Here is a 14129-nt window from a genome sequence, read left to right as displayed (position 1 = left end):
CGGCACCGGCCGTGGTCTGCTCCCAACATCGGCTGAACCATCGGTGGACGAGGGACGTCGGTCGGCGGAAGCCCTGTTCACACGTGCCTTCAGGGCGTGCACACGGGGGTGGCGGGCTCGTATACAGGGCGGTGGGTGCCGCGGAACCCGCCGATCTTCGTCGGTCCGGGGCGCCTTGTTCAGCCCTTCCGCAGCACGAGGAGAAGCGCTCCTATGACCTCCGCCTCCACGCCCCGCGCCACGGACGCACACGACACCGAAGCGGAGGGCGGGCAGGAAAAGCTGCCGCGGCCCCGCTCCTTCCGCGAAGTACGCGGCTGGTTCTACAACACCGACATCGTTCTGTTCGACTGGCTGCTGTCGCGGCAGGAGAGGCTCGAACAGGGCGGCGATCTGCTGGAGATGGGCGCCTACCTCGGCAAGAGCGCCATCATGCTCCAGTCGTACCTGAGGCCCGGCGAGACATTCACGGTCTGCGACCTGTTCGGCTCGGAGGCGCCGAGCGAGGGCAACGAACGCGAGATGCGCGGCTCGTACTCGACGCTGACGCGGCGGGGGTTCGAGAGCAACTTCCTCTCCTTCCACGACGAACTGCCGCGCGTGCTGCACGCACCGACATCCGTCGTCCCCGGCGAAGTCGAGGCGGCCAGCTGCCGGTTCGTCCACGTCGACGCGTCCCACCTCTACGAGCATGTGCGCCCCGACATAGCGGCCGCCCGTACCGCGCTCGGGCCCGACGGCCTGGTCGTCCTGGACGACTACCGCTCCTCGCACACGCCCGGGGTGGCGTGTGCGACGTGGCAGGCCGTGCTGGAGGACGGACTGCGGCCGGTCTGTGTCAGCGCTCAGAAGTTCTACGGCACTTGGGGCGACCCCGGCCCCGTACAGGACGAGCTGCACGCGGCCCTCCGGGAGCGCGGCGACTGCTGGCTGCAGTGGCAGGAGGTGGCCGGGCACCGGCTGCTGCTGGTGGGCGCGGACAAGGCGACGCCGCCGCGGCTGCCGCACTCCCGACATGCGGAATCCCGGGCCGGAGCCCGGGATTCCGGAGGTGGCGGTGCGCGGGGCGGCAGGGGCGCGGCGCTCTCCGCGCTGTCCCGCCGCACCGCCCGCGAGGTGCTGCCCCCCGTGGTGTCCCGGCACCTGGCCCGGGTGCTGCGCGGCGCCCGGGACCGGTGACGGGGAGGGACACTCCCCGCGTCGTCCGCTGTGCTGTTGTGCTCTGCCGTGCTCGTTGTGCTGTCCGGCTCCCGTGCCGGCGAGCCGTTGCGGTGCCGTCGCCGCTGCACGGCACTGTCCGGCCTTACCGCCGCCGCTACTTCACGGCGCCGGCCATCATTCCCGTGACGAACTGACGCTGGAACGCGAAGAAGACGATCAGCGGGATGATCATCGACACGAAGGCGCCCGGCGCCAGCACGTCGATGTTGTTGCCGAACTGGCGGACCTGCTGCTGCAGAGCCACCGTGATCGGCGGATTGCTGTTGTCCGCGAAGATCAGCGCGACGAGCATGTCGTTCCACACCCACAGGAACTGGAAGATGCCGAGCGACGCGATGGCCGGCCCGCCCAGCGGCATCACCACGCGGGTGAAGAGGCGTACTTCGCCCGCACCGTCGAGTCGCGCGGCCTCCAGCAGTTCGCGGGGGATCTCCGCGAAGAAGTTGCGCAGCAGGAAGACCGCGAACGGCAGACCGAACGCCGTGTGGAACAGGACGACGCCGGGTGTGGTGTTGAACAGCCCGATGGCACCGAAGAGCTTCGCGACCGGAATGAGGGCCACCTGCACCGGAACGACGAGCAGCCCCACGACCACCAGGAAGAACCAGTCGCGGCCGGGGAAGTCCAGCCAGGCGAAGGCATAACCCGCGAGCGCGCCGATGATCACGACGGTGAGCGTGGAGGGGATCGTGATGAGCAGGGTCGTGAAGAGCGAGCCCGTCACCAGGTCGTTGGAGAGCAGGGCGTCGTAGTTCTCGCCGGTGAGCTGACCCGCGTCGATCACCCACGGGAAGCTGGAGTTGAGCTCGAAGACCGTCCACCAGCCGGAGACGCCGATGTCCTCCGGGTTGCGGAGGGACGAGCTCAGCAGTCCGACGGTCGGCATGAGCCACACCAGGGCGATGACGACGAGGCCGAGACGTACCGCCCAGTGGCCGGTGAGGCTCACCAGCCGGCCGGCGACCGAGGTCTTCTTCCCCTCGGACGGCGGCGGCGTGTTCGCCCCCGGCGGGGCGACGGCGGAAGTCGGTTCGGGCTGGGCCGCGCTGACGGCGGTCATCGGCGGGTCTCCCTTCGCAGGCGACGGATGTTGACGACCATCACCGGGAGGACGAGCAGGAGCAGAATGACAGCGATCGCGCTGCCGATGCCCTGGTTCGATCCGGCGCCGAAGGACGACAGATACAGCTGGAGGGCGAGTACGTTGGCCTCGCTCTGGCTGGCGCTGGGGGCGATGATGTAGACGAGGTCGAAGATCTTCAGCACGTTGATCATCAACGTGACGACGACGACTCCAAGGACCGGGGCGAGCACCGGCACGGTGATCTTGCGGAAGACCTGCCACTCGTTGGCGCCGTCGACCCTCGCGGCCTCCAGCAACTCGCGTGGCACGCCCGCCAGTCCGGCCGCGATCAGCACCATGGCGAAGCCGGCCCACATCCACACGTAGGAGCCGATGATCGAGGGCGTCACCAGGGTCGAGCCGAGCCAGTCGATGCCGTTGTAGGGCTCCGCGAAGTTCGAGGCCGGCAGGCGGAGTTTTGCGCCGTCGGCCTTGGACGGCAGTGTGAACGTGCCGTCCTTCGCGGTCTCCGCCGTGCCGACGACCTTTCCGCCCTTGACTGCCTCGATCTTGATGCCCTTGAGAGCCTTCTCCTTCGGGTCGACGACGTCCGGCTTGCCGCCGCCCCCCGGCGAGAAGTCCAGCCAGACGGTGCCGCTGATGCCGCCGGCCTTGGCGGGCGGCGCCGACTCCGCGGGGGCCGCGCCGGCCACGTCCTTCGGAGGGACGCCGACGAGCGCGAGGTTGGCCGGATCGGACGAGGAGACGGCCGACTTGGTCGTGAAGGCCCCCTTGCCCGACTCGGCCAGATCCGCGTTGGGCCGGGGACGTGCGCCTGGCCAGGCCGAGGACTCGGCGAACGTGTCGTGCACGCCCACCCAGACGGCGTTCGCGACGCCCTGCTGCGGGTCCTGCTCGTAGACGAGCCGGAAGATGATGCCCGCGGCGAGCATCGAGATGGCCATCGGCATGAAGATGATGAGCTTGAACGCCGTTCCCCAGCGGACCCGTTCGGTGAGGACGGCGAAGATCAGACCCAGCGCCGTGCACACCGACGGGACGACGATGACCCAGATGATGTTGTTCTTGAACGCGGTCAGGATGTCGTCGTCCGTGAAGACCTCGACGTAGTTGCCGAGTCCGACGAAACCCGATCCCGAGGCGTCGAGGGTGCTCCTGAAGACCGAGTACAAGATCGGGTAGATGACGAGGGCGCTCAGCAGCACCAACGCCGGCATCAGGAACGTGAAGGCGATCCAGGGCCGTGAACGCATCACGGAGACGGAGGCGCTCTTTGGTTTGGCCGCCGAGGCGGCCGGAGCCGCGGAAGTGGCCGCCCCTTCAGGGGGCGTCGGCGGTGGCGCAGTAGGGGTGGGCATGACAGTGGTGTCCCTTGTCCGGGGCCGGAAGTCGTGGTGGGGGTGGGCCGGGTGGCGCGGAGCCGCCGGTGCCGGGCCCGTCCGCATCGACGTACCCGGCACCGTTCGACGAGTCGCCGGCTCTCAGAGCGTGCTGAGAGCCGGCGCGGACGTCAGTTCTCGTACGCCTTCGTGGCAGCCGCCTCGAGCGCGCTCTGGGCGCCGGCCACGTCCTTGGGGTTCTTCAGGAAGTCCTGGAGAGCCTTCCATTCACCCTTGCCCTTGGTGCCGCCGAACGCCGCCGGGGCCTGGTCGGACATGTCGAAGCGGAAGTCGTCACCCGCTGCGACCAGGGCCTTGGCGATCTTGCGCTGGACATCGTTCGGGTACGCCTCGCCGTCCAGGTTCTTGTTCGGCGAGACGAAGCCGCCCTCCTGGGCCCAGACAGCCGCGGCCTCGGGGGAGGCGAGGAAGGTCAGCAGGGCGTGAGCGGCCTTGTTGTCCTTCAGCGCGACGGCCGCGTCGCCACCGGTGACCACCGGGGCGTCGCCGTCCACCGCCGGGAACGGGTAGACCTTCGCGTCCTTGCCGATCTTCGCCTTGGTGTCGTTCGCGACGTTGATGCCGACGAAGTCACCCTCGAAGACGCTCGCGGCGCTCGGGGTGTCCGTGGAGTCGAAGGCCTTGGTCACGGACGTGGGGAAGTCGGTCTGCAGCGCGCCCTTGTTGCCGCCGGCGAGCAGCTCCTTCTTCCCGAACAGCTCGGCGAGAGTGGTCAGCGCCTTCTTCACCGAGGGGTCGGTCCACTTGATCTCGTGCTTGGCGAGCTTGTCGTACTTCTCAGGGCCCGCCTGCGAGAGGTAGACGTTCTCGAACCAGTCGGTGAGGACCCAGCCGTCGGCGCCGCCGACGGAGACCGGCTCGACACCGGAGTCGGCGATCGTCTGCGCGTTCTTGACGAATTCCGGCCAGGTCTTCGCCTCGCCCACGCCCGCGTTCTTGTACGCACCGGCGTTGTACCAGATCAGGGACTTGCTGGCGGCCTTGAAGTAGACGCCGTACTGCTTGCCCTTGTTGGCGCCGAGGTCCTGCCAGCCCTTGGAGAAGTTCTTGCCGAGCTCCTTCTTGGTGGCGTCGTCGAGGGGCTTGAGCCAGCCCTTCTCGGCGAACTGGTTCAGCACACCGACCTGCGGCAGCATCGCGACGTCGGGCGGCGATCCGCCCTCGATCTTCGAGCCGAGGTACGTCGCGACGTTGTCACCCGTGGGCGTGACCTTCACGTCGGCACCGGTGCGCTCCTCGAACGCCTCGATGACCTTGGTGAAGTTCTTGCCCTCGTCGCCCGTCCAGACCGCGGCGACCTGAAGCTTCTCACCCTTGAGATCGGGGAGCTTCACCGTGTTCTTCTCCGCCTGGGCAGAGCCACCGCCCTCCCCCTTGTCCTCGCTGCCGCCGCCACCGCAGGCGGCCGTGAGCGACAGCGCGGCGACGGCGCACAGCGCTACCGCGCCACGTGCGGCCGACCTGGTGCCGGTCTTGCTGAAGATGCCGTTGTTCCCAGTGCCTGCTGCACCAGTCGCACGGACCGTATTACGCATAGCTCCCGCCGTCCCATCGGAGGCGCGGCCCCGGATCCCGGTCACCGCGCCGTGGTGGTCACAAGGCAGAGGGCTTCTGGTCCACGCCCTCAGTCCCGTGGCAAAGTCCTACGCCTGAACGCGGAGAGCCCGCAATACGTTGTCAGCTTTCAAGAACCTCATCTTGACCACTCCGTGATGTGTTCGAAGCGGGCGTGCCCGATTCCTGTCGGTCCACCCCGAGAGACTGCGCCGCCCGGCCGACCGCGCTCGCCAGCAGAGCGAGGTCCGTCGGGCCGTTGCCCAGCTCCCGTACGGGGCGCCTCGCCGGCGGGTCGCCCGCGCGCGTCCAGTCCAGCGGGACGACCGTCGGACGCTGCGTCGCCGTGCGCGGGATACGGCCCGTGATGCGGCCCGCCTGAAAGGCCGTGGCCGTGCCGTCAGCGTCGATGAGCATGCCGCGGCCGGGGACCGGGTCCTCGCCGCCCGGCCTTTCACCGCCGCTCCGGAAGGTCAGCTCGGCGTGCAGCGCGGCCGCCTGGGCGACCGCCGTCGCCGCCGTGCGGTCGGGCCGGCCGCTCGCCGCGACGACGTGCATCCCGAGACGGGCCCCGTCCTTCGCCACGCTCTCCAGGGCGCGCATGACCGAACCCGCCGCGGGGCGTCCAGGGTTGCCGAGCGAGGGATCGACGAGTGTGTCGAAATCGTCGACAAGGATGACGATTCTGGGGAGAGAAACAGGCTGTGCGTCCAAGTGTTGAACGATCGCCTCGCTGTTGCTGGTCGTGGCGCCGGCTGTCCCGTCCGCTCCCGCGCCCGGTGCGGGGCCCGTCTGTGTGCGGAGGCGGAGCGTGCCCGGCTCGTCCCGCTGCTCGCTGACGGGAGCCGGGTCGATCGCTCCCGCGGGCTGCGCCCGGCGACGCTGCTGCGCGGCCAACCGGTGCCCCGCGCGGGCGACTTGGCGCACGAATCCTTCGTACGTGCGCTCGGGGCCGATCAATTCCGCGCGGCGCTTGAGCTCCCCGCTGATCGACTGGGCGAACTCGCGCATCAGGCTTACGTCGTTCGCCGCCAGGTGATGCCTGGCGTGCGGCAGCTCCAGGCACGTGTGCAGTCCCTCTCCCGATCCGCCGTTGCCGTCGAGGAGGACGAGCCGGAGGCGGTCGGGCGGACTGCCGACGGACAGGGAGGCGGCGAGCGAGCACAGCAACTCGGTCTTGCCGGACCCGGGCGGCCCCGTCACGAGGGCGTGCCCGCGGCCGGGGCCCAGCTCCGCCTCCAGAGGGCCGCGCGGCCCCGCGCCGAAGACCAGGGCTGCACGGGCTGCCGCCGGGCCGGCCTTGTCGCCTGCCGCGTCGTCCGCGGGGGGTCCGGCCCAGCGTGCGAGCAGTGCGGCGGGGGTGGCGCGGGCAAGGCCCAGTTCGTCCAGGAGCCGGGAGCTGCGGGGGAGCGTCACGGCGGAGCGGGCCGCCGAGCCTGTGCGCAGGGGCGTGCCCTCGGACTCGCGCAGCGGAGCCATGGCCCGGGCGAAGCGTTCCGCCCAGGCGGCAGAGACGGCGTCCAGCGTGCAGACGGTGCCCGGGGTGCCTGCCGTCGCATTGCCCGGCGTCGCGACAGCAGGCGACTCCGTCCGCGTGCCCGCTGTCGCGTTGCCCGGCGCCTCCGGGCCCGCCGCCTCCGGGCCGCCCGTCGCCGCGCTGTCCCGGCGCACCACGCGGACCGCCGTCGCGACCGCACCGCTGAGCAGGGCGAGCGCACCGCACTCGCGGAACGCGGCGGACGTGGCGTACGCGGCCCGCACCGTCTCGGAGACGGGGGAGGAGGGCGTCGCCGCGGGCGTCTCCGCAAGGCAGAGCAGATGGACGCCGGCCCGCGGCCCCTCGGCCGCCAGCCGCGCCACCGCGTCACGCAGGGAGGCCGATCCGGGATCGCCGTCGACGACGAGCAAGGTGAACGGGCCGGGACCGGACGGGCTTTCGCCGCGCCCGGCGTGCTGACGCGACTCGTCGAGGCGGTGGGTCAGCTCGGCGGCGCGCGCAGCCGCCTGGTCCCGGTCGTAGGCGGTGAGCAGACGGCAGTCCTGCCCGTGCGCCGGACGCAGATGAGGCAGCCAGCCCAGCCAGGACCACTCCCGGATGCGGGCCTCGACGTCACGGGAGCGGTCCGCCGAGATCAGCACGATCTCCAGGCTGCTCGGACCGTGCAGGGCGGCGAGCTGCGCCAGCACCGAACGGGCCAGGCCCATCAGGCGCGGGCGAGGCCCTGCCAGGCCCAGCGCGCCCGCTTCGCGCAGGCCGACGGTGACCGGTGCGCCGGGACGGCCGTCGCCGCGGTGCGCCGTGCCGATCCGTACGGTCAGCGCCTCCGGATGACCCGGCTCGCGCTCCCACAGGCGCGGACCGGGGCCGAGTGCGGTGAGCAGGATCGTGGCCGGGTCGGGGCGGCGTTCGTCGTCGGACGGGGTCCGGGCGGAACCGGTGCCGCCGGACCCGGGAGCCGGGGCGGTGCCCGGCGTGCCCGCGAGCGGCCGTGCGGGTTCCTCGTTCTGGCCGCCCGCGAAGCGTCGCGCCCACGCCCCCAGCCCGCGGGCGCGCGGACGCCCCGGCTCCGCCTCGGCGGGGGCGCCCGGCCTGCGGGGCGCGCTGTCCGTACCGGACGGGCCGGTGGTGAACTGCTGGGCGTAGCGGGCGTGCTGGGCGATGCCCGAACCGTGTGTGGTGCTGCCGTCGGGCAGCGGTCCGCCCGGCGCGTACCCGTGCGGGATCCCCGCCGAACCGTCCGCGGGGTGCCCTGCGGCTGTTCCCGGGGCCTCTGCGGCGGAGCCGTCCCGGTCGGGGGTGGCGCTGTCCCGGTCGTCGCGTGAGCCCGCCGGGCCGCCCTCCGGGGCCGTCAGGCGCAGCTGCCCCTTCCCGTCCGGCTGCGTGGGGAGGGATGCGGGCAGGGGCGTGGTGGCCTTGGGACCGCCGGCCAGCTCGAAGTCCGGGGCGACGCCGAGCGCCGAGGTCTCCACGCGCAGCGCCGACTCTCCGGCGCGCAGCGTCGAACCCGGGCGGAAGAGCACCGGACGGCCGCCGACGGGAGCGCCGTCGAGCATGGTGCCGTTCGTGGAGTCCAGATCGGCGACCGTCACGGCGCCGCCGTCGGAGACCGTCACCGCGCAGTGCCGCCGGGAGACGTCCGGGTCGTCCAGCGGCACGTCCGCCTCGGCGGAGCGGCCGAGCGTGACCTTGCCGCCCTGGAGGAGGTGTATGCCGCCCGCGTCCGGACCCGAGATCACGTGCAGCCGGGCCCTCGCCGAGCCGTAGGCCGAAAGGGCGGGCATCGCCGCCGGGCCGTGCAGGGAGATGACGGCACCGTCCAGGAGCGGGGGCTCGCCCAGCAACTGACGGTGCGGATCGAGCCGTTCCGTGCCCGCGTACACCGTCGCGGCCGAATCCGGCGCGGGCTCCGTCCCGCTGCCCTGCGCAGCGCCCGCCCCGGCGCTGCCGGGGGCCGAGCCGCCCGCCGCCGCCGCAGCGGAGACGAGACCGCCCGTCACGGCTGACAGCGGCGTCCCCGAGGGGGCGGTGACGAGCACGTCGCACGCTGCTCCGCCGCTCGGCGCACCCGCCGCACCCGCCGCGCCAGCCGCACCCGGGCCGCTCGCGCGCGGCCCGAGGGTGACAGTCAGCCGGATCTGCATCGGCCCTCCCGGTCCCAACCACGGTGTGCCGACCACGCGCGGCGAGGCGGTCACCCTCGCCGGCTTCCGCGCCCGGCGCACATGTCACACGGCACAGCACCCGCGAATGCGCCGTCCGGGAAGGGGCTCTGCGGCCCCGCCGATCCACGCGTCCGCGCACAGTGCTGTCGATGCCGTGAGCATCTTCGCACCCGTCACCGACATCGCGTCCCGCTCGCGGCGCTCAATGATCTTGATTTTTCGCCGTGGTGCGCAAGAGGGCCCGTCCGGACACTCCGCCGGATACGATCCCCGCCCCGGGGCGGGGTGCCGTTCCGGGGCCTCGCACGGGGCTCGCATGAGGACGGGCCCCGCCCGCGGCTGCTGTGTGCCGGCGACGCGCAACCGTCCTCGCCGCACGGCGCGTCCTTGCCGGAAGTCGCCCGTCAGTTCGCACTCGACGTCGACCCGTGGCGAGGCGGCACTATTGTGGGCGGGATTGCAGTACGACACCAGGGAGCGCATGACGTGCGGCCGGTAGGCAGCAAGTACCTGCTCGAGGAACCGCTGGGCCGCGGCGCCACCGGAACCGTGTGGCGGGCGAGGCAGCGGGAGACAGCGGGCGCGGAAGCGGCCGTCGCCGGTCAGCCCGGTGAGACGGTGGCGATCAAGGTCCTCAAGGAGGAGCTGGCCAACGACCCCGATGTGGTCATGCGCTTTCTGCGGGAGCGCTCCGTCCTGCTCCGCCTCACGCATCACAACATCGTCCGCACCCGCGACCTCGTCGTCGAGGGCGATCTGCTCGCCCTGGTCATGGACCTGATCGACGGGCCCGACCTCCACCGCTACCTGCGGGAGAACGGACCGTTCGCGCCGGTGGCCGCCGCACTGGTGACGGCCCAGGTCGCCGACGCGCTCGCCGCGAGCCACGCCGACGGTGTCGTGCACCGGGACCTCAAGCCGGCCAACGTGCTGCTGGCCAACGGCCCCGAGGGCATGCGCCCGATGCTCACCGACTTCGGCATCGCGCGGCTCGCCGATTCGCCGGGGCTCACACGCACCCAGGAGTTCGTCGGCACGCCTTCCTACGTGGCGCCCGAGGCGGCCCAGGGTCACCCACAGACCTCCGCCGTCGACATCTACGGCGCGGGCATCCTGCTGTACGAGCTGGCGACCGGGCGGCCGCCCTTCGCCGGAGGCTCGGCGCTCGAGGTGATCCACCGCCACCTGGGTGAGGAGCCGGCGCGGCCGCCGAGCATGCCCGACCCGCTGTGGACCGTCGTCGAGCGGTGCCTGCGCAAGCGTGCCGAGGAGCGGCCCAGCGCCGTGAGCCTCGCGAACGCGCTCCGTACGGTCGCCTCCGGCATCGGTGCCGGCGCAACGCCGGAGCAGGCGGCCGCCGCGATGGGTGTCGCCGGTCTGCTCGCGCCCGACCCGGCTCCGGCGTCCGTGCCGGAGACCGGCGGCGGCCCGGGCGGTGCCGCCGCCGCGGCCGCCGGCGGAGCGGTCGCCGGAGCGGCGGCCGGTGCCGCCGCGGGAAGCGCGGACCCCACGCAGATGCTGCCGAACTCCCCGTCCGCCCAGGCGCAGGGCCAGGGCGCCGGCGGGAGCCAGTACGACCCGAACGCCGCCACCAGCTATATGCCGCAGTCCGGGGGCCAGGGCGGCCAGGGCGCCGGTCAGGGCCCGAACGCGGATCCGACGCAGGTCATGCCGCCCGTCCCCGGAGGGCCGCCCTCGCAGTCTCCCGACGTCGGAGGGCCCGACGGTCCGCATCCCTGGGAGAACCAGATGCGTGCGGCCCGCGACCGGAACGAGCAGACGCAGGTCCAGCCGCTCGACCCGAGCATGGACCCGCTGCGCCGCCGCCCGCAGCGCCAGCCGCAGCAGCCCCCCGGCCGCCGTCAGGCTCCGCCGCCGGAGCACTACGGCCGGCAGCAGCGGCGTCCGGCCCAGCCGCCTCCGCAGCGTTACGAACCGGAGCCCCCGCCGCGACGCGAGCCCCGGCCCCGTCGGGAGCCGCGGCAGCGCAGCGCGAACCCGATGCGGATTCCTGGGCTCGGCTGCCTCAAGGGCTGTCTGTTCATGATCGTGCTCATGGTCGTCGCGGCCGTGCTGGTGTGGAATCTCACTCCGCTTCCCGAGTGGTGGGAGCAGGGCAAGAGTTTCTGGGAGTCGGTCGAGAACCTGTTCGGCAAGATCGGGAATCTGATCGACAGCGCTCCCCAATAGCTCATTCCTGTACGCGAGTTCGGAGATTTGTCGACTTCCTCGGCGGGAATTCCCCCTCGAAAGTGACGGTTGGCGCGCTCCGGTGCCTCAACGCCCCTTCTTCCGCGTAGTTTTGTCGCTATGGCACGGAAGATCGGCAGCCGGTACAGCATTCACCAGATCCTTGGACGCGGCAGCGCCGGCACGGTGTGGCTCGGCGAAGGCCCCGACGGTCCCGTCGCGGTCAAGCTGCTGCGCGAGGACCTCGCCTCGGACAGCGATCTGGTGGAGCGCTTCGTGCAGGAACGCAGCGCCCTGCTCTGCCTGGATCACCCGAGTGTGGTCGGCGTCCGCGATCTCGTCGTGGACGGCAACGACCTCGCGCTCGTCATGCAGTTGGTCCGCGGCACGGATCTGCGTACACGCCTCGAGCACGACCGCCGCATCGCTCCGCAGCCCGCGGTGGCGATCGCGGCGGACGTCGCGGACGGACTGGCGGCGGCCCACGCGGCGGGCATCGTGCACAGGGACGTCAAGCCGGAGAACGTACTGCTGGACGCGCTGGCACCGGCCGGTCCCGGCGGTGCGCCGCCCGCGCTGCTCACCGACTTCGGGGTCGCCAAGCTGATCGACTCCCCCCGCACGACGAGGGCCACGTCGATCATCGGCACCCCCGACTATCTGGCGCCGGAGATCGTGGAGGGCCTGCCGCCCCGCGCCTCCGTCGACATATACGCGCTGGCCACCGTCCTCTACGAACTCCTCGCGGGATTCACGCCGTTCGGCGGCGGACATCCCGGGGCGGTGCTGCGCCGCCACGTCACGGAGTCGGTCGCTCCGCTGCCCGGCATCCCGGACGAGCTGTGGCTGCTGATCCACCAGTGCCTGGCCAAGGCCCCCGCCTCCCGCCTGCGCGCCGTCGAGGTGGCGGCGCGGCTGCGCGAGCTGCTGCCGGACCTGGAGGGGCTGCCGACGCTGGACATCGACGAACAGCCCGAGGAGGTCTACGAGCCGTACGAGTACGGGGAACAGGACGGCTCGTACGGCAGCCACGGGCCGGGCGAGCCCGGCAGCGGCGGGCACGCCTCCGCGGGCAGGCACGCGGGCGCGCCCGCTGCGGGCGGGCAGGACGGCCGCCCGGCGGCCGCGTCCCACGGCGGTGACGGCGGCGGGCACTCCACGCGCTCCGGGCGCGCGGCGGTGCCCCTGGTGCACAGCGGCGCGGGCCCCGACTCCAACCGTGACACCCACACGAGCATGCGCGTTCCCGGCGCCGACGAGCTGGCCGGAGGGGCTCACGGCACGGCCCGTACTCCCCGCGCGGCGGGCGAGCCGCGCGCCGGCTCCGCGCGCAACCGGCTGTCGGCGGCCGCAGCGCGGCGGCGGCGCATCAAGCTGGGTGCCGGGGCCGCGGTGATCGCGGCGGTGGCGGGCGTGGGGGGCTGGCTCGCGGCTTCCGGTGACGACGGTGACACCACGCAGCCGGCGCCCGCCGTCGAGCACCCCGCGGAACCCTGATCCGGAAACCGTGATCTGGAACCCTGATCCGGAACCGTGATCTGGAACCCTGATCCGGAACCGTGATCTGGAACCCTGATCCGGAACCGTGATCCGGAATCCTGACCGGGAGACCTGGCCGGGATACCGGGAGAGCCGACCCGGACCGGCCCGGGGGCTTCTCCGGGGGCACCACCCGGCGCCCGCCATCGGCCCGGACACCTGACCCGCGGGCCCCGGCGCCACCGCGCGGAGCCCGGCCGACAGGCACTGCGCGCACGTGCCGGCCCGCCCGTCCCCCGGCGCGGAACGGCCTCATCGCCCAGCCGTTAGGGTGGAGGTGTGGCGATCCCCGAATTTCCTGAAGAGCTCAAGTCCCTCCGCTCCACCATGGAGTCGATCGAGGCCGTGATGGACCTCGGCAGGATGAGGGCCGACATCGCCTCCCTCGAGGAGCAGGCGGCGGCCCCCGATCTGTGGGACGACGTGGAGAACGCGCAGAAGATCACCAGCAAGCTGTCCTATCTCCAGGGCCAGCTGCGGAAGGTCGAGGACCTGCGCTCGCGGATCGACGACGTCGAGGTGCTCTTCGAGCTCGCCGTCAGCGAGAGCGACGACGACGCGCGCGGCGAGGCGGAGCGTGAACTGCAGTCTCTCCGCAAGTCGGTGGACGAACTGGAGGTCCGCACGCTGCTCTCCGGCGAGTACGACCCGCGCGAGGCGGTCGTCAGCGTGCGCGCGGAGGCCGGGGGCGTCGACGCCGCGGACTTCGCCGAGCAGCTGATGCGCATGTATCTGCGCTGGAGCGAGCGCCGTGGCTATCCGACGGAGGTCTACGACACCAGCTACGCGGAGGAGGCGGGCATCAAGTCCGCGACCTTCGCGGTCAAGGCGCCGTACGCCTACGGCACGCTCTCCGTCGAGCAGGGCACGCACCGGATGGTGCGCATCTCGCCGTTCGACAACCAGGGCCGCCGCCAGACGTCCTTCGCGGGCGTCGAGGTGCTGCCCGTCGTGGAACAGGTCGACCACATCGACATCCCGGAGAACGAACTGCGGATCGACGTGTTCCGTTCGTCCGGCCCGGGCGGCCAGTCGGTCAACACCACCGATTCCGCGGTCCGTATGACGCACATCCCGACGGGCATCGTCGTCTCCTGCCAGAACGAGAAGTCGCAGATCCAGAACCGCGCCGCCGCCATGCGCGTGATGCAGTCACGTCTGCTCGCCCACCGCCGTCAGGAGGAGCAGGCGAAGATGGACGCGCTCAAGGGCGACGGAGGCAACTCCTGGGGCAGTCAGATGCGTTCGTACGTCCTGCACCCGTATCAAATGGTGAAGGACTTGCGGACAGAACATGAAGTCGGCAATCCCCAGAGCGTTCTCGACGGAGATATCGACGGCTTTCTCGAAGCGGGCATCCGCTGGCGCAAGCAGCAGGAGCAGCAGGACGAAGGCTGAAGAAGTCGCCGGAGAAGCCGCTGAACTAGCCGTTCCCGCATAACGATTCGGCTGACTGTCCCGAACTCACAGGGCTGCAC

General features: G+C 71.9%; 8 protein-coding genes. 4 read left to right on the top strand and 4 right to left on the bottom strand.

Annotated elements, in window-relative coordinates; all coding sequences use genetic code 11:
- Positions 1-213 precede the first annotated feature (213 nt).
- Positions 214-1179, top strand: a complete 966-nt coding sequence (locus EV375_RS09785; protein ID WP_130299099.1) for a class I SAM-dependent methyltransferase — start codon at positions 214-216, stop codon at positions 1177-1179.
- A 136-nt stretch (positions 1180-1315) separates the two neighbouring features.
- On the opposite strand, the gene EV375_RS09780 is transcribed toward EV375_RS09785, so the two are convergent.
- The 4 genes from EV375_RS09780 to EV375_RS09765 form a co-directional block, all read right to left on the bottom strand.
- A complete protein-coding gene (locus tag EV375_RS09780) occupies positions 1316-2281 on the bottom strand; it encodes a carbohydrate ABC transporter permease (protein WP_130299098.1) in 966 nt (321 codons plus the stop codon).
- On the bottom strand, positions 2278-3558 hold the full coding sequence (locus EV375_RS09775) for a carbohydrate ABC transporter permease (RefSeq protein WP_130299097.1): 1281 nt from the start codon (positions 3556-3558) through the stop codon (positions 2278-2280). Before EV375_RS09775 ends, EV375_RS09780 begins: the two co-directional genes overlap by 4 nt.
- Positions 3559-3815: 257 nt before the next feature.
- Positions 3816-5240: an extracellular solute-binding protein gene (locus tag EV375_RS09770; RefSeq protein WP_130299096.1), complete on the bottom strand. Its 1425-nt coding sequence runs from the start codon at positions 5238-5240 to the stop codon at positions 3816-3818.
- Positions 5241-5382: 142 nt separating this feature from the next.
- Positions 5383-8901: an FHA domain-containing protein gene (locus tag EV375_RS09765; RefSeq protein ID WP_130299095.1), complete on the bottom strand. Its 3519-nt coding sequence runs from the start codon at positions 8899-8901 to the stop codon at positions 5383-5385.
- 507 nt (positions 8902-9408) lie between these two features.
- Here EV375_RS09765 and EV375_RS09760 point away from each other — a divergent pair.
- The 3 genes from EV375_RS09760 (at position 9409) to prfB (ending at position 14049) form a co-directional block, all read left to right on the top strand.
- Positions 9409-11112: a serine/threonine-protein kinase gene (locus EV375_RS09760; RefSeq protein WP_130299094.1), complete on the top strand. Its 1704-nt coding sequence runs from the start codon at positions 9409-9411 to the stop codon at positions 11110-11112.
- Between the two features lie 120 nt (positions 11113-11232).
- Positions 11233-12609, top strand: a complete 1377-nt coding sequence (locus tag EV375_RS09755; protein WP_130299093.1) for a serine/threonine-protein kinase — start codon at positions 11233-11235, stop codon at positions 12607-12609.
- Between the two features lie 321 nt (positions 12610-12930).
- On the top strand, positions 12931-14049 hold the full coding sequence (prfB, locus tag EV375_RS09750) for a peptide chain release factor 2 (RefSeq protein ID WP_130299092.1): 1119 nt from the start codon (positions 12931-12933) through the stop codon (positions 14047-14049).
- Positions 14050-14129: the final 80 nt, after the last annotated feature.

This window comes from Streptomyces sp. CNZ301 (genome assembly GCF_004217425.1).
The sequence above is the reverse complement of the archived record's forward strand: the minus strand, read 5'-3'. Positions and strand labels throughout refer to the sequence as shown.

Bases quoted from the DNA above. Each gene is read 5' to 3' on its own strand.
- EV375_RS09780 (WP_130299098.1), bottom strand. From the start codon at position 2,281: ATGACCGCCGTCAGCGCGGCCCAGCCCGAACCGACTTCCGCCGTCGCC.
- EV375_RS09785 (WP_130299099.1), top strand. From the start codon at position 214: ATGACCTCCGCCTCCACGCCCCGCGCCACGGACGCACACGACACCGAA.
- EV375_RS09765 (WP_130299095.1), bottom strand. From the start codon at position 8,901: ATGCAGATCCGGCTGACTGTCACCCTCGGGCCGCGCGCGAGCGGCCCG.
- EV375_RS09775 (WP_130299097.1), bottom strand. From the start codon at position 3,558: ATGCGTTCACGGCCCTGGATCGCCTTCACGTTCCTGATGCCGGCGTTG.
- EV375_RS09770 (WP_130299096.1), bottom strand. From the start codon at position 5,240: ATGCGTAATACGGTCCGTGCGACTGGTGCAGCAGGCACTGGGAACAAC.
- EV375_RS09755 (WP_130299093.1), top strand. From the start codon at position 11,233: ATGGCACGGAAGATCGGCAGCCGGTACAGCATTCACCAGATCCTTGGA.